The organism is Burkholderia sp. LFS061, assembly GCF_047978125.1.
GTDB lineage: Bacteria > Pseudomonadota > Gammaproteobacteria > Burkholderiales > Burkholderiaceae > Burkholderia > Burkholderia pyrrocinia_C.
This window is the reverse complement of the sequence record NZ_JBFPFS010000010.1, coordinates 136,937-160,073: the sequence shown is the minus strand read 5'-3', so window position 1 is coordinate 160,073 and position 23,137 is coordinate 136,937. Positions and strand designations below refer to the sequence as shown.

Genomic DNA, 23,137 nt, shown 5'->3' with positions numbered 1-23,137 from the left:
GTGAGAAACGACATGCCTCCTTCGACGCTGACACCCGCACGCGCAGCCGGCACGGGATCGACCGCACGCGCGGCCCGGGCCGGTGCGATCCGTACCGGCGCGCCGCGCTGGCTCGTGCCGGCCAAGGTGCTGGTGTTCGCGGCCGGCCTCTATCCGCTTGCGCGTCTCGTGCTGTTCGGGCTGACTGACCGGCTCGGCGCGAACCCGATCGAATTCATCACGCGCTCGACCGGCCTGTGGACGCTCGTGATGCTGTGCATCACGCTTGCCGTCACGCCGCTGCGGCGCATGACGGGCTTCGCGACGCTGCTGCGCTTTCGCCGGATGATCGGGCTGTTTGCGTTTTTTTACGCGACGCTGCATTTCACGACCTACCTGTGGTTCGACAAGTGGTTCGACGTCGTCGCGATCCTGAAGGACGTCGGCAAGCGCCCGTTCATCACGGTCGGCTTTGCCGCGTTCGTGCTGCTGATCCCGCTCGCCGCGACGTCGCCGCGCGCGATGGTGCGCCGGCTCGGCCGCCACTGGGCGACGCTGCACTGCGCGATCTACGCGATCGCGCTGTTCGGCGTGCTGCACTTCTGGTGGATGAGAGCCGGCAAGCACGATCTCGCGCAGCCGAAGCTTTACGCGGCGATCGTCGCCGCGCTGCTCGGCTGGCGGCTGGCCGCATGGGGATGGCGGCGCGTGCGCGCGTGACGGCACGGCCTGCAAAAACAAAAGGCGATGACCGGGAAGTCATCGCCTTGTTTCGCGAGCTGCGCGGGCGCCGTCGCGTCGCTACTGCGCGACGGCCGAGCCCGACGCCGGTGCGGGCATTTTCGATGCGTCGCTCGACAGTTCTGGCGTCAGCGTGAGCGGCGTGCCGGACGAATCGGGCACACTGTCGGATGACGCGTTTTCATCGGTCGGCTTCACGTCCGACGGCGGCGTGTCCTGCTGCTGGATCGGCTTGGGCAGCGGAGGCACGGTAGGCAGATAGAGCGGGCCGCTTTGACCGCAGCCGGCAAGAATCGCCAAAGCCGCTACAATCGCGCTCATCCGGAAAACGACTCGCATGATCGTCCCTGAACAATTGAACCGATAGAGTTTAGCATGTCCGATACCGAATACCTGACCCGTGCCGAGGCCGTGCTGACGGCCGTCGAGCGTACCGTCGACACCGCGAACGACGGCGACCACGACATCGATCTGGAGCGCAACGGCAGCGTCCTGACGCTGACGTTCGAGAATGGCTCGAAGATCATCGTCAACCTGCAGCCGCCGATGAAGGAAGTGTGGATCGCCGCGAAGGCGGGCGGATTCCACTACCGTTTCGTTGATGGCGAATGGCGCGATACGCGCACGGGCACCGAGTTCTACGCGGCGCTCACCGAATACGCGACGCAGCAGGCCGGCCTGCCGATCACGTTCAGTGCGTGACGGCCGGGGCGCCGGGCCCCGAACGTCGTACCAAAAGAAAAAGCGCCCCGCAGTTCATTCACGGGGCGCTTTTTTCATGTCCGTGGCTGCGGTCAGTGGCCGCGGAACAGGTTCATGATGTCCTGCTTTTCCTGCTCGTCGACGTGCGGCGCCGGCGCCGCTTCGTCGACGTTCTGCGCGGCCGGCGCCTGCGGCACACCGACCGTCGACACGAAACCGTGCCCCGGCGTGAAGTCGGTGAAGTACAGCTCGCTGCCGAGCGACTCGACGCCGTCCGGCACCGTCGGCTTGAACTCCGGCACGCCCTTCAGCGCCGCGCCCATGTAGTCGATCCAGACGGGCAGCGACAGGCCGCCGCCGGTTTCGCGATCGCCGAGGCTGCGCGGGTTGTCGTAGCCGATCCACGCGATCGCGGCGAGCGTGTGCTGGTAGCCGGCGAACCACGCGTCGTGCGAATCGTTCGTCGTGCCGGTCTTGCCCGCGAGGTCGGTGCGCTTCAGGATGTTGGTCCGCGCGCCCGTGCCGCGCTGCGCGACGCTCTGCAGCAGGCTGTTCATCACGTATGCGTTGCGCGCGTCGATCGCGCGCGGCGCGTTCTGCTCGGCGACGAGCGGTTGCGCGCGCGCGACGATCGCGCCGTTCGGATCGGTGACTTCGGCGATCAGGTACGGATTGACGCGGTAGCCGCCGTTCGCGAAGACCGAGTATGCGCCGGCCATCTGCAGCGGCGTGACCTGGCCCGCGCCGAGCGCCATCGGCAGGTAGGCCGGATGGCGCTCGGCGTCGAAGCCGAAACGCGTGATGTACTGCTGCGCGTACTTCGTGCCGATGTGGTTCAGGATCCGGATCGACACGAGGTTGCGCGAGCGCTGCAGCGCGGTGCGCATCGACATCGGGCCTTCGAAGCCGCCGCCGTAGTTCTTCGGCTCCCACGGCTGGCCGCCCGTTTCGGCGGCGCTGAAATACAGCGGGCCGTCGTTGATCACGGTTGCCGGCCCGAGGCCCTTGTCGAGCGACGCCGAGTAGATGAACGGCTTGAACGACGAACCCGGCTGCCGCCACGCCTGCGTGACGTGGTTGAACTTGTTCTTGTTGTAGTCGAAGCCGCCGACGAGCGAGCGGATCGCGCCGTCCTGCGAGATGATCGACAGGAACGCGCCTTCGACCTGCGGCAACTGCGTGATCGACCATTTGCCGGTGTCGCTCTTCACGACGCGGACGATCGCGCCCGGGCGGATGCGGCGGTTCGGCTGCGCGTTGGTCGACAGCGCGCCCGACGCGAAGCGCAGGTTGTCGCCTTCGATCGTCGCAGTGCTGCCGTCGATGAACGCGACCGTGATCTGGCGCGGGCTCGCGGCCGTGACGACCGCGGCTATCAGTTCGCCGTTGTCGGGGTGCTCGAGCAGCGCGTCGTCGATCGCCTGTTCGCGGTCGTCCGCACCGGCCGGCAGCTCGATGAAGCCTTCCGGCCCGCGATAGCCGTGCCGGCGCTCGTAATCCATGATGCCCTTGCGCAGCGCGGTGTACGCGACCTGCTGGTCAGCGGAGTCGATCGTCGTGACGACGTTGAAGCCGCGCGTGTAGGTCTCCTCGCGGTACTGCGCGTACATCATCTGTCTGACCATTTCCGCGACGTACTCGGCGTGCACGCTGAAATCGCGGCCCGGGCCCTTGACGACGAGCGGCTGCGCGACGGCCTCGTCGTACTGCTCGCGCGTGATGAAGTTCAGCTCGAGCATCCGCTGCAGGATGTATTCCTGGCGCACCTTCGCGCGCTTCGGGTTCACGACCGGGTTATACGCGGACGGCGCCTTCGGCAGCCCCGCGAGCATCGCCGCCTCCGCGAGCGTGATGTCCTTCAGGTCCTTGCCGAAATAGACCCGCGCGGCGCTCGCGAAGCCGTACGCGCGCTGGCCGAGATAGATCTGATTCATGTAGACCTCGAGAATCTGATCCTTCGTCAGCGCGCGCTCGATCCGGTACGCGAGCAGCATCTCGTAGATCTTGCGCGTGTAGGTCTTCTCGCTCGACAGGAAGAAGTTGCGCGCGACCTGCATCGTGATCGTGCTCGCGCCCTGCGATGCATGACCGTTCGTCAGCGCGACGAAGCCGGCGCGGATGATGCCGGTGAGGTCGACGCCGCCGTGATCGTAGAAGCGTGCGTCCTCGATCGCGAGGATCGCCTTCTTCAGCGAGTCGGGCACGTCCTTGAAATGGACGACGTCGCGGCGCTCTTCGCCGAATTCGCCGATCAGCACGTGATCGGACGTATAGATGCGCAGCGGCACCTTCGGGCGATAGTCGGTCAGCGCGTCGAGCGACGGCATGTTCGGCCACGCGACGACGAGCGCGTAGCCGAGCACGAGGCCGCCGGCCACGACGAGGGCCACGCACATCGCGGCGAAGCCGAGCAGGACTTTTTGCCACCAGGGACGCTTCTTCGGCTCCGGGGCGGGAGGCGGGGACGTAGGAGTCGTGGATTGCATAGGCATACCGGAAAACAGTCTCGCGATTATAGCTGCCCGGTAAGACCGGTCCTGACACGGGGGCTGCCCGCCGGAAAGCCGCGGGTTGACGTGTCTTCAGCATAGCCCGCGCACGGCTGTTCCGAGCCGATGCTGGCCGTTCGGCCGACTGTCGGCCGAACGCGCCGCTTTGCAGAATCAGGTCTCGGAAACGCGGCGTGGGCCGCGACGATCGCGGGAGGCCGGGATGGCGGGACGATGGGGGGCGCGGTTCGCGCAGGGCAGGCACGGGGCGACGGGAATCGACGTCGGTGCGGACGAGGTGAGGGTGGTCGCGCTGAGCCGGCGCGCCCGTGCTGTCGATGTGCGCGTCGAGGGGCTCGAGCGGGAGCCGGTCGGGTTGGCGGGCGGGCCGGAAGACGCGCGCTGGGCGGCGGTCGCGCGCTCGCTGGCGGCGGCCGTGTCGCGGCTGTCGGCGGCGGGTGTGCGGTGCGAGGTGTGCGGCGTGATGGCGCTGTGCGATGAAGAGATCCGTACCGCGACGCTCGACCTGGCCGGGCGTGGCGACGTCGAGGATGCCGCTCGGCAGGCGGCCGAGCGCATTTCGGGGCTGGCGCCGGACAGCCTCGCGTTCGACTGGCGGCAGGATGGCGGCGCGCAGTCTGGCGAGATCGAGGTCGCGGTGGCCCCGCTGGCGCTGCTCGAACGGCGGATCGACGTGGCCGCCCAGGCCGGTGTCGACCTGACGGCCGTCGACGGCGAGTCGGCGGCCGCGCTGCGCGCGTTGCGTTATGCGGCGCAGTTCGAGCTCGACGCGCATGGTCCCTATGCCGCGCTCTGGTTCAGCGACTCGGGCGTGCGAGCGTGGCGGGTCGACGGTGCGCTGGCCGCGCAGGTGCTCGCGCTGTCAGGCGGGGCGCCGGAGGCGTTCATCGACGCATTGCGCCAGCGCGTGCTCGGGGCCGTGCGTTGCGTACTCGTGGCCGGGGACGAGCGGTGCATCGCCCGTTTCGGGACGTCCGTGGCCGATATCGGCGACGTGCTCGGCGCGGTTGCGGTCCCGTTCGACTGCACGGGCTGGGATGGGCAGCCGTGCCCGCCCGCCGGCATGCCGGGCGGCCCTGCATTCGCTGTCGCGTTCGGGCTGGCGTTGCGCGGGGTGTGGGAATGATGACCGGTCGCATGCCGGTACGCGCGTCCGGGCCGGCTGAGGTCGATCGTGCGGGGCTCGGCGGCTTCAACCTGCTGCCGTACCGCGAGCGGCTGGCGCAGGCGTTGCGACGTCGCCGGGCCGCGCAGTGCGGGACGGCAATCCTGCTCGGCGTGCTCGGCGCCGGTCTGTGGACGGGCGCTGCCGCATGGCTGCGGTGGCGTGTGGACGCCGAGCACGTAAGCGTGGAGACGCGGCTGCGGCAGTTGCAGCCGCGAGTGGAAGTCGCGACGCGCGCCGCCAGTGCAGCAGCCGCCGCCGCTCGGCGCGGCGCGCGGGCAGCCGAACTCGCCGCGCCTTACCGGCGCGTCGCAGCGCTGCTGGCGACGCTGGCGCTGGTGCGAGACGACGCGGTTCGGCTCGACACGCTGCGCACGACACCGACGGGTGCCGAGCTCGATGTGCGCGCCACGAGTTACCGGGCGGCCGAGCGATGGCTCGCCGGGATGGCGCGCGAGCAGCGGGGCTGGCGGATCGATATCGACGCGTTGAAGCCTGCTTCGGATGCACCGGTCGCGTCGACGGGGATGCCGTTCCGGTTCTCGGTCCAGCTGAGCTGGCGCGATGCGATGTCGTCGCGGAAGGCGGCGGGAGGCGGAGCATGATGGCGATCGCGCATCGGCCTGCGCCGCGCGGCGAAGCATGGCTGCGCGGGATGCGGCGCGTGTCGCCCGAGGCTGCCCATGCGGCCGGCTGCGCGCTGGCGTTCGCAGCCGTGCTGGCAGGGGGAATTCATCTGGCGAATACCGCCGACTGGAGCGGGCTCGCGCACAGTCGCACGTTGCTGGCAGAGGCGCAGGTGCGTGAGGCCGATGCACGGCGCGTGCTTGCGGCCGCCGGGCAGCGGCGCGACGCAGGTCCGGCACCAGCGCGCGATGGCCGCTTGTCGCCTGCGCCGGAATGGGGCGCGCTGATGCTCGAACTGGCCGATCTCGCAGCGTCGAGCGGGCTGCGTCGCGTATCGATCGAACCGCAGCAAGCCAGCGGCACGGCGCCGGACGGCCGGCGCACGGTGCGTGTCGTCGCGGATGGCGGTTTTCGCGCGTTGTTGCACGTGGTCGGCGGGCTGGCGAGCTTCCCGGTGCTGGCGGTGCCGGCGGCGCTGTCTGTCGAGCGAGGATTGCAGGCGGCGCGCGTGGAAATGTCCGTCGACGTTTTTCCGGCGCTGCCGGCTGCAACGGGCGCTGGCGGCACGGTGGCGGTTCCGGCAGCGGCGCTCGACGAGGACCCGTTCGACACGGCTGGCGTGTCCGCAGCGGATGGTCAGGCTGCCCGCCTGGCCGGCACGATTCGCGATGCGCGCGCCGGTCTCGCGCTGTTCGACGGCGGCGACGGCACGTTCACCGCCGTGGCGCCCGGCGAAGCGCTCGGGGCTGCGCGCGTGGTGCGTGTCGAGCCCGCGGCCGTGACGCTCGCGACGGCGGACGGGGCGCACCGGCTCGTCCTCGATGACGGAGACCGGCCATGATGAAGTACGGATGTCGGGCACTCGCCGTCGTCTGGGCCGGATTGACGGCGGCCGGGGCAAGCGCGTCATTGCCACCGCTGCCGGCCGTCTGGCCAGCAGCGGCGATGGATGCGCAGGTGCCGGGCCTGCCGCCGCCCGAAGGCTTGGCCGATGGCGTGGATGATGCCGTGTCGGCGGGGGGCGGCCCGCAACGGTTCGATCACGCGGCTCACGCGGCACGTCAGGCAGAAACCGCCGCTCCGGCTCCCCGGCTGGAGGGGCCGCCGATCCCGTTGGCGCCGCCGGCCCGGATGAGCGACGACGCGGCACGGCAACCGGGCGATGCGAACGACGCGCGTCGAATCTCGCTGAATCTGCAGGGCGTCGGTCTCGCAGCTGCATTCGACGCGTTCGCCCGGTTCACGGGGCTCAGTATCGTCGTTGGCGAGCAGGTGCGCGGCACCGTCACGTTACGTCTGAACAATGTTCGCTGGCGCGATGCATTCGACACGCTGCTCGACACGCACGGGCTCGCGATGTCGCGGCGCGGCAACGTGATATGGGTCACGCCGGCGGCCGAACTGGCCGCGCGCGAACGCGAGCGCTTCGAGATGCACGCGCGGGCCGCCGATCTGGAGCCGCTCGCGAGCCGTACGTTTGCGCTGCACTACCCGCGCGCGCAGGACGTGCAACGGCTGCTGGCCGGCGCGACCGGCCAGCGCCTGCTGTCGAAGCGCGGCGCCGCGGCGGCCGATCCGCGCACGAACCTGTTGTTCGTCACCGATCTCGAACCGCGTATCGTGCAGATCGCGGGCCTGATCGACGCGATCGACCGGCCGTCGCGGCAGGTCCGGATCGAGGCGCGCATCGTCGAGGGCGAACAGGGCTTCTCGCGCAACCTCGGCGCACGCGTCGCGCTACGTGCGCAGGGGCGCCCGCCGTCGGGCGACGGCACCACGTTCACGGCGGACGCGCGCAACGCGCTCGACCTTGCCGCGCGGCCGCTCGGCGGCTTCGAGGCGGCAACCGCCGGCTTCACGCTGTTTGCCGCGCCGCTCAGCCGCGTACTCGACATCGAACTGAGCGCACTCGAAGCGCAAGGGCGGGGACAGATCGTTTCGCGTCCGCGCGTGGTGACCGCCGATCGCGTCAAGGCCATCGTCGAGCAGGGTTCGGAGCTTCCGTACCAGGCGAAGGTCGGCAACGGCGTGAGCGGCGTGCAGTTCCGCCGCGCGACGCTCAAGCTCGAGGTCGAGCCGCAGATCACGCCCGACGGGCGCGTGGTGCTCGACCTGGACGTGACGAAGGACAGCGTCGGCGAGCCGACGGCGGCCGGCCCGGCTATCCATACGAAGCACGTGCAGACGCGCGTCGAGGTCGAGGACGGCGGGACGGTCGCGATCGGCGGGATCTACGAGCAGCTGCGCCGGAACGATGTGACGCGCGTGCCGCTCTTGGGCAAAATACCGATTCTGGGCGCGCTTTTCCGGCACCGCGCGCAGCGCGACCAGCGCAGCGAACTGGTCGTCTTCATCACGCCGACCGTCGTCGATGCGCGCTGCGATGCGCGCGGCGCGGCTGGCGCGGATCACGACAAAACGGGGCCGGAAGCCGCCGGCGCAGGCTCGACAAGGCAGCCGCTTTGCCAGTAAGCTGCGCCACACACCAGCAAGATTGAAGCAGAGGAAGCCGTTGCAAGCGCGGGACCCACATGCAAACGTATTTTTCGTCGGCCTTATGGGAGCGGGTAAGACCACCGTGGGCCGTGCGGTCGCGCGTCGTCTCGACAGGACGTTCTTCGACTCCGACCACGAAATCGAGGCCCGCACGGGCGCGCGCATTCCGGTGATCTTCGAGCTGGAGGGCGAGACCGGGTTTCGCGATCGCGAAACGCAGGTGATCGCCGAGCTCACGCAGCGCGAGAACATCGTGCTTGCGACGGGCGGCGGCGCGGTGCTGCGCCCGGAAAATCGCGACTGCCTGAAAAGCAATGGCATCGTCGTCTATCTGCGTGCCAATCCGCACGATCTGTGGCTGCGCACGCGCAAGGACAAGAACCGCCCGCTGCTGCAGACCGAGGATCCGAAGGGGCGTCTCGAAGCGCTCTACGAAGTGCGCGACCCGCTGTACCGCGAATGCGCGGATTTCGTCATCGAGACCGGCCGTCCGTCGGTCAACGGTCTCGTCAACATGGTGCTGATGCAACTCGAACTGGCGGGCGTCATCGCCAAGCCGCTACAAGCATGATTACTGTCAACGTCGATCTGGGCGACCGCGCCTATCCGATTCATATTGGCGCCGGCCTGATCGGCCGCGCCGAGCTGTTCGCGCCTCACATCAAGGGTTCGTCCGTCACGATCGTCACGAACACGACGGTCGATCCGCTTTACGGCGACACGCTGCGCGCGGCGCTCGCGCCGCTTGGCAAGCATGTGTCGACGGTCGTGCTGCCGGACGGCGAGGCGTACAAGAACTGGGAAACGCTGAACCTGATCTTCGACGGCCTGCTGACCGGGCGCGCGGATCGCAAGACGACGCTCGTCGCACTCGGCGGCGGCGTGGTCGGCGACATGACGGGCTTTGCCGCCGCGTGCTACATGCGCGGCGTGCCGTTCATCCAGGTACCGACGACGCTGCTGTCGCAGGTCGATTCGTCGGTCGGCGGCAAGACGGGCATCAACCACCCGCTCGGCAAGAACATGATCGGCGCGTTCTACCAGCCGCAAGCCGTGATCGCGGACATCGGCGCGCTGGCGACGCTGCCCGAGCGCGAACTGGCGGCCGGTGTCGCCGAGATCATCAAGACCGGCGCGATCGCCGATGCGGAATTCTTCGACTGGATCGAGGCGAACGTCGACGCGCTGAACCGTCGCGAGCCGGCAGCGCTTGCGCACGCCGTGAAGCGCTCGTGCGAGATCAAGGCGAGCGTGGTCGCGGCCGACGAACGCGAAGGCGGCCTGCGCGCGATCCTGAACTTCGGCCACACGTTCGGCCATGCGATCGAGGCCGGCCTTGGCTACGGCGAGTGGCTGCACGGCGAGGCGGTCGGCTGCGGGATGGTGATGGCGGGCGACCTGTCGGTGCGGCTCGGCCTGCTCGACGAAGCGTCGCGGCAGCGGCTCGACGCGGTGATCGCGGCCGCGCATCTGCCGACCCGCGGGCCCGCGCTCGGCGACGCGCGCTACATGGATTTGATGCGCGTCGACAAGAAGGCCGAGGCCGGCGCGATCAAGTTCATCCTGCTGAAGCGATTCGGCGATACGCTGATTACGCAGGCGCCGGACGAAGCCGTATTCGCTACACTGGCGCAGACAACCCGGTAACGGCGGCCCGGATGCCCCGGCGCCCCTGACATGGAGGAGACGTGAGCGAGACATCCAGCAGCACACTGCCCGAAGCCGGCCGCGCATCCGCTGCGCCGGTGGCCGAGCCGCCGACGCTGGCGGCGCTGGAAGCCCATCTCGCTCCATATGCCGCGCACGCGTCGCAGTCGCGCGGCCGCCGCCATCCGGAAACGCCGCCGGCGGCGCGCACCGAATTCCAGCGCGATCGCGACCGCATCGTCCATTCGACCGCGTTTCGCCGGCTCGAATACAAGACGCAGGTCTTCGTCAATCATGAAGGCGACCTGTTCCGCACGCGCCTCACGCACAGCCTCGAAGTCGCGCAGATCGCGCGCTCGGTCGCGCGCAACCTGCGCCTGAACGAGGATCTCGTCGAAGCGATCTCGCTCGCGCACGATCTCGGCCATACGCCGTTCGGCCATGCCGGCCAGGACGCGCTGAATGCATGCATGCGCGAGCACGGCGGCTTCGAGCACAACCTGCAGAGCCTTGCGGTCGTCGACGAGCTCGAGGAACACTACGGCGCGTTCAACGGGCTGAACCTGTGCTTCGAGACGCGCGAAGGCATTCTGAAGCACTGCTCGCGCGAGAATGCGCGCAAGCTCGGCGCGCTCGGCGAGCGCTTCCTGCAGGGCCGCCAGCCGTCGCTCGAAGCGCAGCTCGCGAACATCGCGGACGAAATTGCCTACAACAACCATGATGTCGACGACGGCCTGCGTTCCGGCCTGATCACGATCGAGCAGCTCGCGGAAGTCGAGCTGTGGCAGCGCCACTACGAGGCGGCGCTCGCCGAATTCCCGCACCTCGAAGGCCGCCGCCTCGTGCACGAGACGGTGCGCCGCATCATCAACACGCTGATCGTCGACCTGATCGACGAGACGACGCGCAATCTCGCGCGCGTCGCGCCCGCGTCGCTCGACGACGTGCGCGCCGCGCCGCCGCTCGTGTCGCACAGCGCGACGGTCGCCGCGCAGGCGGCCGCCCTCAAGCGTTTCCTCTTCAAGAACCTGTATCGTCACTACAAGGTGATGCGCATGGCGAGCAAGGCGCAGCGCGTCGTCACGGGGCTGTTCGACGCGTTCATCGACGATCCGCGCCTGCTGCCGCCGCCGTACCAGTCGGACGACGCAGCGCAGCAGCCGCGTCTCGTCGCGCACTACATCGCCGGAATGACCGACCGCTTCGCGCTGAAGGAATACCAGCGCCTGTTCGTCATCAACGACAACTGACTGTCACAAACGATCACTAGACTTCGCCGGTTCAATGGCGACGGGAATGTTGCATACGCTGTTGGTAACGTTTTCATAGGAGAGAGGTCGATGAAGAAGAAGCCTGCGGGGACCATGGTTCGTTCGATCGCGCTCGGCGGCGCGCTGATGTTCGGAGTGCAGCACGTGGCGCTCGCCGCGACGGAGATCCAGTTCTGGCATGCGATGGAGGCCGCGCTCGGCGAGCGGGTCAACGCGATTGCCGAGCAGTTCAACGCGTCGCAGAGCGACTACAAGATCGTGCCGGTCTTCAAGGGCACCTACGACCAGGCGCTCGCGGCCGGCATCGCCGCCTATCGCAGCGGCAACGCGCCGGCGATCCTCCAGGTCTATGAAGTCGGCACGGCCACGATGATGCAGGCGAAGAAGGCCGTCGTGCCCGTCTACGACGTGTTCAAGCAGGCCGGCGTGCCGCTCGACGAAAAGGCGTTCGTGCCGACCATCTCGAGCTACTACAGCGACGCGAAGACGGGCCACCTCGTGTCGATGCCGTTCAACAGTTCGACGCCGGTGCTGTACTACAACAAGGATGCGTTCAAGAAGGCCGGGCTCGACCCGAACCAGCCGCCGAAGACGTGGGCCGACGTGCAGGCCGATGCCGAGAAGCTGCGCAAGTCGGGGATGGCCTGCGGCTTCACGACCGGCTGGCAGGGCTGGATCCAGCTCGAGAACTACAGCGCATGGCACGGGCTGCCGTTCGCGAGCCGCAACAACGGCTTCGACGGCACCGACGCCGTGCTCGAATTCAACAAGCCGCAGCAGATCGCGCACATCGCGTTCCTGCAGCAGATGGCGAAGGACGGCACGTTCACGTACGCGGGCCGCAAGGATGAAGCGTCGGCGAAGTTCTACAGCGGCGACTGCGGGATCCTGACGACGTCGTCGGGCGCGCTCGCGAACGTGCAGAAATTCGCGAAGTTCAGCTACGGCACGGGCATGATGCCGTACGACGCGAACGTGAAGGGCGCGCCGCAGAACGCGATCATCGGCGGCGCGAGCCTGTGGGTGCTGGCCGGCAAGGATCCGGCGACTTACAAGGGCGTCGCGAAATTCCTCGCGTACCTGGCATCGCCGGCCGTCGCCGCGAAGTGGCACCAGGACACGGGCTACCTGCCGGTCACGACGGCCGCGTACGATCTCACGCGCCAGCAGGGCTTCTACGCGAAGAACCCGAGCGCCGAAACCGCGATCAAGCAGATGCTGAACAAGCCGCCGCTGCCGTACACGAAGGGGCTGCGTCTGGGCAACATGCCGCAGATCCGCACGATCGTCGACGAGGAGTTCGAACAGGTCTGGGCGCAGAAGAAGTCGCCGAAGGACGCGCTCGATTCGGCGGCCTCGCGTGGCGACGAGCTGCTGCGCCGCTTCGAGAAGTCGGGCGGCTGAGCACGCATCGCTTCGTGCCGCCGGCCGCGCCGCGCTTGCGCGCGTGCGGTCCGGCGGCGCGGTTTCCTTTCCGTTTCGCCTGACCGGATATCCGCGATGCAATCCCGTTCCCGCTTCGGTACGAGCCTGGTGCCGTACCTGCTGATCGCGCCGCAGCTCGCGATCACCGCCGTATTCTTCCTGTGGCCGGCCGGCGTCGCGCTGTGGCAGTCGACGCAGATGCAGGACGCGTTCGGCACGTCGAGCGAATTTGTCGGCTTCGCGAACTTCACGCACCTGTTCGCCGATCCGCTGTATCTCGATTCGTTCCGCACGACGCTCGTGTTCAGCTCGCTCGTCACGGTGAGCGGGCTCGTCGTGTCGCTGTTGCTCGCCGCGTGCGCCGACCGCGTGACCCGCGGCGCGCGCGCGTATCGCACGCTGCTGATCTGGCCGTACGCGGTCGCACCGACGATCGCGGCCGTGCTGTGGGCGTTCCTGTTCAACCCGAGCATCGGGCTCATTACGTATGCGCTCGCGAAGGGCGGCATCGTGTGGAACCACGCTCTGAACGGCGGGCAGGCGATGTTCCTCGTCGTGCTCGCGTCGGTGTGGAAGCAGGTGAGCTACAACTTCCTGTTCTTCTACGCGGGCCTGCAGGCGATCCCGCGCTCGCTGATCGAGGCGGCGGCGATCGACGGCGCGGGGCCGGTGCGGCGTTTCTTCCACATCGTGCTGCCGCTGCTGTCGCCGACGAGTTTCTTCCTGCTGGTCGTGAACCTCGTCTACGCGTTCTTCGACACGTTCCCGGTGATCGACGCGGCCACCGGCGGCGGCCCGGCGCAGAGCACGAAGACGCTGATCTACAAGATCTTCGCGGAGGGCTTCCAGGGGCTCGACATCGGCAGCTCGGGCGCACAGTCGGTCGTGCTGATGATCATCGTCGTCGGGCTCACGGTGATCCAGTTCCGCTTCGTCGAACGCAGGGTGCAATACGCATGATCGAAAATCGCAAGGGTTTCGACCTGTTCTGCCACGCGGTGCTGGTCGCGGGCATCGTGCTGATCGTGTTTCCTGTCTACGTCGCGTTCTGCGCGGCGACGATGAATGCGCAGGAAGTGTTCACGGTGCCGCTGTCGCTCGTGCCGAGCACGCACCTGTTCGAGAACGTCGCATACATCTGGGGGCACGGCAGCGGCGGCACGACGGCGCCGTTCGGCCGGCTGCTCGTGAACAGCTTCGCGATGGCGCTCGGCATCGCGGTCGGCAAGATCGCGATGTCGATCCTGTCCGCGTACGCGATCGTCTATTTCCGCTTTCCGTTTCGCAACACGGCGTTCTGGCTGATCTTCGTCACGCTGATGCTGCCGGTGGAAGTGCGGATCTTCCCGACCGTGCAGGTCGTGTCGACGCTGCACCTGACGAACACCTACGCGGGGCTCACGCTGCCGCTGATCGCATCGGCGACCGCGACGTTCCTGTTCCGCCAGTTCTTCATGACGCTGCCCGACGAGTTGATGGACGCCGCGCGCATCGACGGCGCGGGCGCGCTGCGCTTCTTCTGGGACGTCGTGCTGCCGCTGTCGAAGACGAGCATCGCGTCGCTGTTCGTGATCACGTTCATCTACGGCTGGAACCAGTATCTGTGGCCGATCCTGATCACGACGGAGGCGTCGCTGTCGACGGCGGTGGTGGGCATCAAGACGATGATCGCGAGCGGCGACGCCGCGACCGAATGGCAATACGTGATGGCGGCGACGCTGCTGGCGATGATGCCGCCGCTCGTCGTCGTGCTGGCGATGCAGCGCTGGTTCGTGCGCGGCCTCGTCGATTCCGAGAAATAAATGACGGACGGCAACCGGGAGAAAGACCAAGTATGGCTGCGCTGAGCTTGAAGGGCGTCAGGAAATCCTACGACGGCAAGCAGCATGTGCTGCATGGCATCGACGTCGAGATCGCCGACGGCGAATTCATCGTGCTGGTCGGCCCGTCGGGCTGCGGCAAATCGACGTTGCTGCGGATGATCGCGGGGCTCGAGAGCGTGACGGACGGCGAGATCGCGATCGGCGACCGGGTCGTCAACGCGCTGGAGCCGAAGGATCGCGATATCGCGATGGTATTCCAGAACTATGCGCTGTACCCGCACATGACGGTCGCGCAGAACATGGGCTACGGGCTGAAGATCCGCGGGATCGAGCGTGCGGCGATCGACTCGCGGGTGGCCGCGGCCGCGAAGATCCTCGAGCTCGAGCCGCTGCTCGCGCGGCGGCCGCGCGAGCTGTCGGGCGGCCAGCGGCAGCGCGTCGCGATGGGGCGCGCGATCGTGCGCGAGCCGTCGGTGTTCCTGTTCGACGAACCGTTGTCGAACCTCGACGCGAAGCTGCGCGTGCAGATGCGGCTCGAGATCCAGCGGCTGCATGCGCGGCTCGCGACGACGAGCGTCTACGTGACGCACGACCAGATCGAGGCGATGACGCTCGCGCAGCGCGTGATCGTGATGAATCGCGGCTACGCGGAGCAGATCGGCGCGCCGGTCGACGTGTACGAGAAGCCGGCGACGGTGTTCGTCGCGGGCTTCATCGGCTCCCCCGCGATGAACCTGATGCACGGCCGGCTGTCGGACGACGGCGCGACCTTCACGGTCGCGGGCGGCGGCCCCGCGCTGCCGGTCGCCGGCGCGCCCGGTATCGGCGCCGCGATCGCCACCGGGCGCGACTGGGTGCTCGGCGTGCGCCCCGAACACATGACACCGCAGCCGGGCGTCGCGCAGGCGACGCTGCCCGTCGACTCGTGCGAGCTGCTCGGCGCGGACAATCTCGCACACGGCCGCTGGGGCAATCACGACGTCGCGGTGCGCCTGCCGCACGCGGACCGTCCGGCGCGCGGCACGGCGCTGGCGGCCGCGCTGCCCGCGCATCGGCTGCATTTCTTCGATCCCGAAACCGGCAAGCGTGCCGGCTGAACCTGCTGCATTTGCCGAGAGACCGACGATGACTTCCCGTACCGACTGGCCTTATCCTCGCGTCGTCGCCCATCGCGGCGGCGGCACGCTCGCGCCGGAGAACACGCTCGCCGCGCTCGACGAGGGGGCGCGACGCGGTCACCGGATGGTCGAGTTCGACGCGAAGCTGTCGGCTGACGACGTAACGTTCCTGCTGCACGACGACACGGTCGATCGGACCTCGAACGGCCAGGGGGCGGCGGCGGGCATGCGTTATGCGGCGCTGGCCGCGCTCGACGCGGGCGCGTGGCTCGACGCGCGCTTCGCGGGCGAGCGGATGCCGACGCTCGAGGCGGCGGCGGCGCGCTGCATCGCGCACGGCCTGGCCGCGAATGTCGAGATCAAGCCGTGCCCGGGGCGCGAGCGCGAGACGGGGGAGCGCGTGGCGGCCGATGCGGCCGCGTACTGGCGCGATGCCGCGGTGCCGCCGCTGCTGTCGTCGTTCTCGTTCGATGCGCTGCAGCAGGCGCGCGCGACCGTGCCGGCGCTGCCGTGCGGGATGCTTTACGAGGCGGTGCCGGACGACTGGCATGCGCAGGTTGTCGGCGCGCTCGGCTGCATATCGTTGCATGCAGACCACAAACGGCTCGACGAACCGCTCGTGCGCGCGATCAAGGCGGCCGGGCTGCGCATCCTGGCATACACGGTGAACGACCTCGAACGGGCGCGCGAACTCGCGCGCTGGGGCGTCGACGCGGTCTGCACGGACCGGATCGACCTGATCGCCTCCGATGCGCTGGATGACATCGCGTAGCGGCCGGTCCCGCGCGACGGTGGGTGCGGGAAGACCCTGAGACAAAAAAACGACGCCCCGGCGGGAATCCCGCCGGGGCGTTTTGCATCGTGGAGACGTTACGTCACGAAAATTCCGCTACAAATTGCAGCAGGATTAACCATTCCCCAAATATTCGACTACGCTTAGAAGCGGTAGCCGACGTTCAGGTACGTGACGATCGGGTTGAGCGAGATCTTCGCTTTCGACGTTTCGGTCAGGGTGCCGACCGGCGTCCGGCGGGCCGTCGTGAAGGTCGCGGTCACGCTGACCGGGATGTACGAGATCGACAGGCCCGCGAACCAGTGTTTCGTGAAGTTGTACGAGAAGCCGGCGTTGAAGACGGGCGCCCACTGGTTGCTGGTCGTCGCGCTGGTCGGGCCGCCGAGCACGCCGTTCTCGAACGTGCCGTTCGTGATCTTTGCGCCGGTGAACCAGACATACGTCGCGCCGACGCCGACATACGGACGGAACTTCGCGTTGGCGTCGTTGAAGTGGTAGCGAAGCAATACGGCGGGGCTCCACTGGTACGCACGGCCGAGTACGCCGAACTTTTCGAACTGACCCTTGCCTGTAATGTCGAACTTCGGCGGTATCCCCATAACGAGCTCGGTGGAGATGTGGTCGGTGACGAAGTAGCCAGTTGCGAGTCCAAGCGTGTCGGCGTCGTTGATGCCGGCGCCCGTGTTGGGAATCGATTGGTTGATGGGCGTGCCGCCAACGCGGTACACGAACAGCGGGTCGCTGCTGTCCTGCGGCGACAGGTGCAGCCAGCCGGTGCTGACGTAGAAATCACCTGCGGATTGTGCATGTGCCGTACCGCCCGCAAACGTGAATGCGAGCGCTGCGGCCCCCGTAATGGCCAGTTTTCGTTTCATTGTGTCTCCTCCGATCAAAGGCGTGCTCATTATGACGACTGCGTTTAAAACCAAACAAGCTCGGAAGTTAGAGTTTTCACCCTAGGATTAGCACGATCGTACGTATCCGCGCACCGACAGGACGGGCATTCTACGCAGGTGTGCATTTTCGGACCTCCGGGTATTTCCTAACGCGTTCAAACGGACATTCAGCATGGCACGGCTAGCACGACTCTACGTTCCCGACCAGCCGCAGCACGTGATACTGCGCGGCCTGGATCAGCAACCCGCGTTCGTCGACGACCAGGACTACGAACTCTTCATCGATTGCCTGAAGGCCGCCGCGCGCGATCATCACCTGTCGGTGCATGCCTATGTGCTGCTGCCGCGCCAGGTGCAACTCCTCGTGACGCCGAGCGACGAGGCGAGCCTGCCGAAAGCGATGCAGGCCGTCGGTCGCCGCTACGTCGCGCATTTCAACCGGCGTTATTCGCGGCGCGGCACCCTGTGGGAAGGCCGCTATCGCGCGACCGTGATCGAAGGCGAGCGCTATTTCCTGCTCGCGAGCCGCGTGGTCGAGATGAGCCCGGTGCGCTCGCAACTTGTCGCGACGCCCGAAGCCTATCGCTGGTCGAGCTACCGGCATCACGTCGGGCTCACCGTCGACAGCCTGATCACCGACCATCCGCTCTACTGGGCGCTCGGCAACACGCCGTTCGACCGCCAGCGTGCGTACAAGGAGCTGTGCGAGCAGCCGCTCGACGAGCGGCAGGCCGACCAGTTGCAGCAGGCGACGCTGAAGGGCTGGGTGCTCGGCGGCGAGAACTACCGCGAGTGGGCGGCGCGCACCGCGAACCGGCGCGTGTCGCCGCTGCCGCGTGGACGCCCCAGAAAGGTGCGTGAGAACACGCCGCCGATCCAGCAGTAACGCGGGAACGGCGGCCGGGAAGCGGCGCTACGGGCGCCGCTTCTTTTTGCACCAAAACGATGCGGCCCCAATAAAACAGCACCAGATCGAAGCATCCATTTAATTGGGGTTCTATCAAGCGGTTTTTGTTGCTATTCCTTTGATTCGTCGCGTATATTCCGAATTCCGGTGGCCCGGGCGAAGCATGCCCACCCACTGTCGGCCGCGCCGTCTCCCGTCGGGAGCGGGATCGACGGCAACAACAAAACGGTTCAATGGCCCTCCAGGCCCCCTTTACGACGGTGTCCCCATGAACGACCACCAGCAGCCGCTCGCCGCGGTGCCCGCCGCACAAGGTCTGTACGACCCGCAAAACGAACACGACGCCTGTGGCGTCGGCTTCGTCGCTCACATCAAGGGCAAGAAGAGCCACGAGATCATCCAGCAGGGTCTGAAGATCCTCGAGAACCTCGATCACCGCGGCGCGGTCGGCGCCGATCCGCTGATGGGCGACGGCGCGGGCATCCTGATCCAGATTCCGGACGCGTTCTATCGCGAAGAAATGTCGAAGCAGGGCGTGATGCTGCCGCCCGCCGGCGAATACGGGGTCGGGATGATCTTCCTGCCGAAGGAAAACGCGTCGCGTCTCGCGTGCGAGCAGGAGCTCGAGCGCACGGTGAAGGCCGAAGGCCAGGTCGTGCTCGGCTGGCGCGACGTGCCGGTCGACCATGCGATGCCGATTTCGCCGACCGTGAAGGCGAGCGAGCCGCTGATCCGCCAGATCTTCATCGGCCGCGGCAAGGACATCATGGTGACGGACGCGCTCGAGCGGAAGCTGTACGTGATCCGCAAGACGGCGAGCCACCGCATCCAGGCGCTGAAGCTCAAGCACGGCAAGGAATACTTCGTGCCGTCGATGTCGGCGCGCACGGTCGTCTACAAGGGGCTGCTGCTGGCCGGCCAGGTCGGCGTGTATTACCGCGACCTGCAGGACGCGCGCGTCGTGTCGGCGCTCGCGCTCGTGCACCAGCGCTTCTCGACCAACACGTTCCCGGCGTGGGAACTGGCCCACCCGTACCGGATGATCGCGCACAACGGCGAGATCAACACCGTGAAGGGCAACGTGAACTGGCTGAACGCGCGTACCGGCGCGATCGCGTCGCACGTGCTCGCCGACGACCTGCCGAAGCTGTGGCCGCTGATCTACCCGGGCCAGTCGGACACCGCATCGTTCGACAACTGCCTCGAGCTGCTGGTGATGGCCGGCTACCCGCTCGTGCACGCGGTGATGATGATGATCCCGGAAGCGTGGGAACAGCACACGCTGATGGACGACAACCGCCGCGCGTTCTACGAATACCACGCCGCGATGATGGAGCCGTGGGACGGTCCGGCCGCGATCGCGTTCACCGACGGCCGCCAGATCGGCGCGACGCTCGACCGTAACGGCCTGCGCCCGGCGCGCTACATCGTCACGGACGACGACCTCGTCATCATGGCGTCGGAAGCCGGCACGCTGCCGATCCCCGAATCGAAGATCGTCAAGAAGTGGCGCCTGCAGCCGGGCAAGATGTTCCTGATCGACATGGAACACGGCCGCATCATCGACGACAAGGAACTGAAGGACAACCTCGCGAACGCGAAGCCGTACAAGAGCTGGATCGACGCCGTGCGTATCAAGCTCGACGAGATCGAGCCGAAGGCCGAGGAAGTCGCGGCCGGCCGCACGCAGGGCGCCGCGCTGCTCGATCGCCAGCAGGCGTTCGGCTATACGCAGGAAGACCTGAAGTTCCTGATGGCGCCGATGGCGCTGCAGGGCGAAGAGGCCGTCGGTTCGATGGGCAACGACTCGCCGCTGGCGGTGATGTCGAACAAGAACAAGACGCTCTATCACTACTTCAAGCAGCTGTTCGCGCAGGTCACGAACCCGCCGATCGACCCGATCCGCGAGAACATGGTCATGTCGCTCGTGTCGTTCATCGGCCCGAAGCCGAACCTGCTCGACACGAACAACATCAACCCGCCGATGCGTCTCGAAGTGTCGCAGCCGGTGCTCGACTTCAAGGACATCGCAAAGATCCGCGCGATCGACCAGTACACGGGAGGCAAGTTCAGCGCGTACGAACTGAACATCTGCTACCCGGTCGCCTGGGGCAAGGAGGGCATCGAGGCGCGCCTCGCGTCGCTGTGCGCGGAAGCCGTCGACGCGGTGAAGTCGGGCTACAACATGCTGATCGTGTCGGACCGCAAGACGGACGCCGAGCACGTCGCGATTCCGGCGCTGCTCGCCACGTCGGCGATCCACACGCACCTCGTGCAGCAAGGGCTGCGCACGAGCACGGGCCTCGTCGTCGAAACGGGCTCCGCGCGTGAAACGCATCACTTCGCGCTGCTCGCGGGCTACGGCGCGGAAGCCGTGCACCCGTACCTCGCGATGGAAACGCTCGCGAAGATGGCAGAGGGCCTGTCGGGCGACCTGTCGCCGGAGAAGGCCGTCTACAACTTCACGAAGGCGGTCGGCAAGGGCCTGCAGAAGGTGATGTCGAAGATGGGCATCTCGACGTACATGTCGTACACGGGCGCGCAGATCTTCGAAGCGCTCGGCCTGTCGAGCGACCTCGTCGAGAAGTACTTCAAGGGCACGGCGTCGAAGGTCGGCGGCATCGGCCTGTTCGAAGTCGCGGAAGAGGCGATCCGCCTGCACCGCGACGCGTTCGGCGACAATCCGGTCCTGCGCGACATGCTCGACGCCGGCGGCGAGTACGCGTACCGCGTGCGCGGCGAAGACCACATGTGGACGCCGGATTCGATCGCGAAGCTGCAGCACGCGACGCGCAGCAACTCGTACCAGACGTACAAGGAATACGCGCACCTGATCAACGACCAGACCAAGCGTCACATGACGTTCCGCGGCCTGTTCGAGTTCAAGGTGTCGCCGGCGAAGGCGATTTCGATCGACGAAGTCGAACCGGCGAAGGACATCGTCAAGCGCTTTGCGACGGGCGCGATGTCGCTCGGCTCGATCAGCACCGAAGCGCACGCGACGCTCGCGATCGCGATGAACCGGATCGGCGGCAAGTCGAACACCGGCGAAGGCGGCGAGGACGAAAAGCGCTACCGCAACGAGCTGCGCGGCATTCCGATCAAGTCGGGCGAGACGCTGAAGTCGGTGATCGGCGACGAGATCGTCAGCGACATTCCGTTGAAGGACGGCGATTCGCTGCGCTCGAAGATCAAGCAGGTCGCGTCGGGCCGCTTCGGCGTCACCGCCGAGTACCTCGCGTCGGCCGACCAGATCCAGATCAAGATGGCGCAGGGCGCGAAGCCGGGCGAAGGCGGCCAGCTACCGGGCCACAAGGTGTCCGAATACATCGGCAAGCTGCGCTACTCGGTGCCGGGCGTCGGCCTGATCTCGCCGCCGCCGCACCACGACATCTACTCGATCGAGGATCTGGCGCAGCTGATCCACGACCTGAAGAACGTGAACCCGAGCTCGAGCATCTCGGTGAAGCTCGTATCGGAAGTGGGCGTCGGCACGGTCGCGGCCGGTGTCGCGAAGGCGAAGGCCGATCACGTCGTGATCGCCGGCCATGACGGCGGCACGGGCGCATCGCCGCTGTCGTCGGTCAAGCACGCGGGCACGCCGTGGGAACTCGGCCTCGCCGAAACGCAGCAGACGCTGGTGCTGAACCGCCTGCGCGGCCGCATCCGCGTGCAGGCCGACGGCCAGATGAAGACGGGCCGCGACGTCGTGATCGGCGCGCTGCTCGGCGCGGACGAATTCGGCTTCGCGACGGCACCGCTCGTCGTCGAAGGCTGCATCATGATGCGCAAGTGCCACCTGAACACGTGCCCGGTCGGCGTCGCGACGCAGGATCCGGTGCTGCGTGCGAAGTTCAAGGGCCAGCCCGAGCACGTCGTGAACTACTTCTTCTTCGTCGCCGAGGAAGTGCGCGAGATCATGGCGCAGCTCGGCATCGCGAAGTTCGACGACCTGATCGGCCGCGCCGACCTGCTCGATACGCGCAAGGGCGTCGAGCACTGGAAGGCGAAGGGCCTCGACTTCTCGCGCGTGTTCTACCAGCCGGAAGAATGCGAGGACGTCGCGCCGCGTCACGTCGACGTGCAGGATCACGGCCTCGAGCGTGCGCTCGACCACGTGCTGATCGAGAAGGCGAAAGCCGCGATCGAGAACGGCGAGCATGTGTCGTTCATCCAGCCGGTGCGCAACGTGAACCGTACGGTCGGCGCGATGCTGTCGGGCGTGATCGCGAAGAAGCACGGCCATGACGGCCTGGCCGACGACGCGGTGCACATCCAGCTGAAGGGCACGGCCGGCCAGAGCTTCGGCGCGTTCCTCGCGAAGGGCGTGACGCTCGACCTCGTCGGCGACGGCAACGACTACGTCGGCAAGGGCCTGTCGGGCGGCCGGATCATTATTCGCCCGACCAACGACTTCCGCGGCAAGTCCGAGGAAAACATCATCTGCGGCAACACGGTGATGTACGGCGCGATCGAAGGCGAAGCGTTCTTCCGCGGCGTCGCGGGCGAGCGCTTCTGCGTGCGCAACTCGGGCGCGACGGCGGTCGTCGAAGGCACGGGCGACCACGGCTGCGAATACATGACGGGCGGCACGGTCGTCGTGCTCGGCGAGACGGGGCGCAACTTCGCGGCCGGCATGTCGGGCGGCATCGCGTACATCTACGATCCGGAAGGCACGTTCGCGGCGAAGTGCAACAAGTCGATGGTCGCGCTCGAGCCGGTGCTGCAGCAGGCCGAGCAGGAGCGCACGGTCGATCGCGCACTCTGGCACGCAGGCACGACGGACGAAGCGCTGCTCAAGGGGCTCGTCGAGCGTCATTTCCAGTTCACGGGTTCGCCGCGCGCGAAGTCGCTGCTGGAAAACTGGGACGCGGCGCGCCGCCAGTTCGTGAAGGTGTTCCCGCACGAATACAAGCGCGCGCTGGGCGAGATCGGTGCGAAGAAGGCGGCGAAGGAAGTGCTGGCCGCCTGAGCGACGAACGACATAGCGAATGCCGCGCGCGCATGATTGCCGCGCGCGGCTCCCCCACCCGATAC

General features: G+C 67.3%; 19 protein-coding genes. 16 read left to right on the top strand and 3 right to left on the bottom strand.

Features of this window, described 5'->3' with window-relative positions:
* The first annotated feature begins 12 nt into the window (after positions 1 to 12).
* Entirely contained in the window at positions 13 to 699 is a 687-nt protein-coding gene (gene msrQ / locus ACNQQL_RS12440) for a protein-methionine-sulfoxide reductase heme-binding subunit MsrQ (RefSeq protein WP_347064294.1), read from the top strand.
* An 81-nt stretch (positions 700 to 780) separates the two neighbouring features.
* Here msrQ and lptM read toward each other — a convergent pair whose 3' ends face one another.
* The gene (gene lptM, locus ACNQQL_RS12435; protein ID WP_347064293.1) at positions 781 to 1,059 is read right to left on the bottom strand and encodes an LPS translocon maturation chaperone LptM; all 279 of its coding nucleotides are present in this window, start codon (positions 1,057 to 1,059) and stop codon (positions 781 to 783) included.
* Between the two features lie 36 nt (positions 1,060 to 1,095).
* Between lptM and cyaY the strand changes: the two genes are divergently transcribed.
* Positions 1,096 to 1,422 (top strand): iron donor protein CyaY, encoded by a 327-nt coding sequence (gene cyaY / locus ACNQQL_RS12430; RefSeq protein ID WP_047899594.1) that lies wholly within the window; start codon positions 1,096 to 1,098, stop codon positions 1,420 to 1,422.
* A gap of 92 nt (positions 1,423 to 1,514) precedes the next feature.
* Here the strand turns inward: cyaY and ACNQQL_RS12425 are convergent, their stop codons facing one another.
* On the bottom strand, positions 1,515 to 3,908 hold the full coding sequence (locus ACNQQL_RS12425; RefSeq protein ID WP_347064292.1) for a penicillin-binding protein 1A: 2,394 nt from the start codon (positions 3,906 to 3,908) through the stop codon (positions 1,515 to 1,517).
* Positions 3,909 to 4,134: 226 nt separating this feature from the next.
* On the opposite strand from ACNQQL_RS12425, the gene ACNQQL_RS12420 reads away from it, so the two are divergent.
* The 12 genes from ACNQQL_RS12420 to ugpQ all read left to right on the top strand — a co-directional run bounded on the left by ACNQQL_RS12420 (position 4,135) and on the right by ugpQ (position 16,276).
* Positions 4,135 to 5,058: a competence protein ComA gene (locus ACNQQL_RS12420; RefSeq protein WP_347064291.1), complete on the top strand. Its 924-nt coding sequence runs from the start codon at positions 4,135 to 4,137 to the stop codon at positions 5,056 to 5,058.
* Entirely contained in the window at positions 5,058 to 5,702 is a 645-nt protein-coding gene (locus ACNQQL_RS12415; protein WP_347064304.1) for a fimbrial protein, read from the top strand. The genes ACNQQL_RS12420 and ACNQQL_RS12415 overlap by 1 nt, the downstream gene beginning before the upstream one ends.
* On the top strand, positions 5,699 to 6,565 hold the full coding sequence (locus tag ACNQQL_RS12410) for a pilus assembly protein (protein WP_347064290.1): 867 nt from the start codon (positions 5,699 to 5,701) through the stop codon (positions 6,563 to 6,565). Before ACNQQL_RS12415 ends, ACNQQL_RS12410 begins: the two co-directional genes overlap by 4 nt.
* Positions 6,562 to 8,196 (top strand): type IV pilus secretin PilQ, encoded by a 1,635-nt coding sequence (gene pilQ / locus ACNQQL_RS12405; RefSeq protein WP_347064289.1) that lies wholly within the window; start codon positions 6,562 to 6,564, stop codon positions 8,194 to 8,196. Before ACNQQL_RS12410 ends, pilQ begins: the two co-directional genes overlap by 4 nt.
* A 40-nt stretch (positions 8,197 to 8,236) precedes the next feature.
* Positions 8,237 to 8,791, top strand: a complete 555-nt coding sequence (aroK, locus tag ACNQQL_RS12400; RefSeq protein WP_072443844.1) for a shikimate kinase AroK — start codon at positions 8,237 to 8,239, stop codon at positions 8,789 to 8,791.
* A complete protein-coding gene (aroB, locus tag ACNQQL_RS12395) occupies positions 8,788 to 9,867 on the top strand; it encodes a 3-dehydroquinate synthase (RefSeq protein ID WP_347064288.1) in 1,080 nt (359 codons plus the stop codon). Before aroK ends, aroB begins: the two co-directional genes overlap by 4 nt.
* Positions 9,868 to 9,908: 41 nt before the next feature.
* On the top strand, positions 9,909 to 11,117 hold the full coding sequence (locus tag ACNQQL_RS12390) for a deoxyguanosinetriphosphate triphosphohydrolase (protein ID WP_072443846.1): 1,209 nt from the start codon (positions 9,909 to 9,911) through the stop codon (positions 11,115 to 11,117).
* A 90-nt stretch (positions 11,118 to 11,207) separates the two neighbouring features.
* Positions 11,208 to 12,542: a sn-glycerol-3-phosphate ABC transporter substrate-binding protein UgpB gene (gene ugpB, locus ACNQQL_RS12385; RefSeq protein WP_347064287.1), complete on the top strand. Its 1,335-nt coding sequence runs from the start codon at positions 11,208 to 11,210 to the stop codon at positions 12,540 to 12,542.
* Between the two features lie 96 nt (positions 12,543 to 12,638).
* Positions 12,639 to 13,523: a sn-glycerol-3-phosphate ABC transporter permease UgpA gene (gene ugpA / locus ACNQQL_RS12380; protein ID WP_204425499.1), complete on the top strand. Its 885-nt coding sequence runs from the start codon at positions 12,639 to 12,641 to the stop codon at positions 13,521 to 13,523.
* Positions 13,520 to 14,365, top strand: a complete 846-nt coding sequence (gene ugpE, locus ACNQQL_RS12375; RefSeq protein WP_347064286.1) for a sn-glycerol-3-phosphate ABC transporter permease UgpE — start codon at positions 13,520 to 13,522, stop codon at positions 14,363 to 14,365. Before ugpA ends, ugpE begins: the two co-directional genes overlap by 4 nt.
* Positions 14,366 to 14,397: 32 nt before the next feature.
* Complete coding sequence (locus tag ACNQQL_RS12370) at positions 14,398 to 15,483, top strand: sn-glycerol-3-phosphate import ATP-binding protein UgpC (protein WP_072443850.1); 1,086 nt, start codon at positions 14,398 to 14,400, stop codon at positions 15,481 to 15,483.
* A gap of 28 nt (positions 15,484 to 15,511) precedes the next feature.
* Positions 15,512 to 16,276: a glycerophosphodiester phosphodiesterase gene (gene ugpQ, locus ACNQQL_RS12365; protein WP_347064285.1), complete on the top strand. Its 765-nt coding sequence runs from the start codon at positions 15,512 to 15,514 to the stop codon at positions 16,274 to 16,276.
* 164 nt (positions 16,277 to 16,440) lie between these two features.
* Here the strand turns inward: ugpQ and ACNQQL_RS12360 are convergent, their stop codons facing one another.
* Positions 16,441 to 17,172, bottom strand: a complete 732-nt coding sequence (locus tag ACNQQL_RS12360; RefSeq protein WP_034183629.1) for an OmpW/AlkL family protein — start codon at positions 17,170 to 17,172, stop codon at positions 16,441 to 16,443.
* A 193-nt stretch (positions 17,173 to 17,365) separates the two neighbouring features.
* Between ACNQQL_RS12360 and ACNQQL_RS12355 the strand changes: the two genes are divergently transcribed.
* Entirely contained in the window at positions 17,366 to 18,079 is a 714-nt protein-coding gene (locus tag ACNQQL_RS12355) for a transposase (RefSeq protein WP_027783329.1), read from the top strand.
* Positions 18,080 to 18,368: 289 nt separating this feature from the next.
* A complete protein-coding gene (locus tag ACNQQL_RS12350) occupies positions 18,369 to 23,072 on the top strand; it encodes a glutamate synthase-related protein (protein ID WP_347064284.1) in 4,704 nt (1,567 codons plus the stop codon).
* The last annotated feature ends 65 nt before the right edge of the window (positions 23,073 to 23,137 follow it).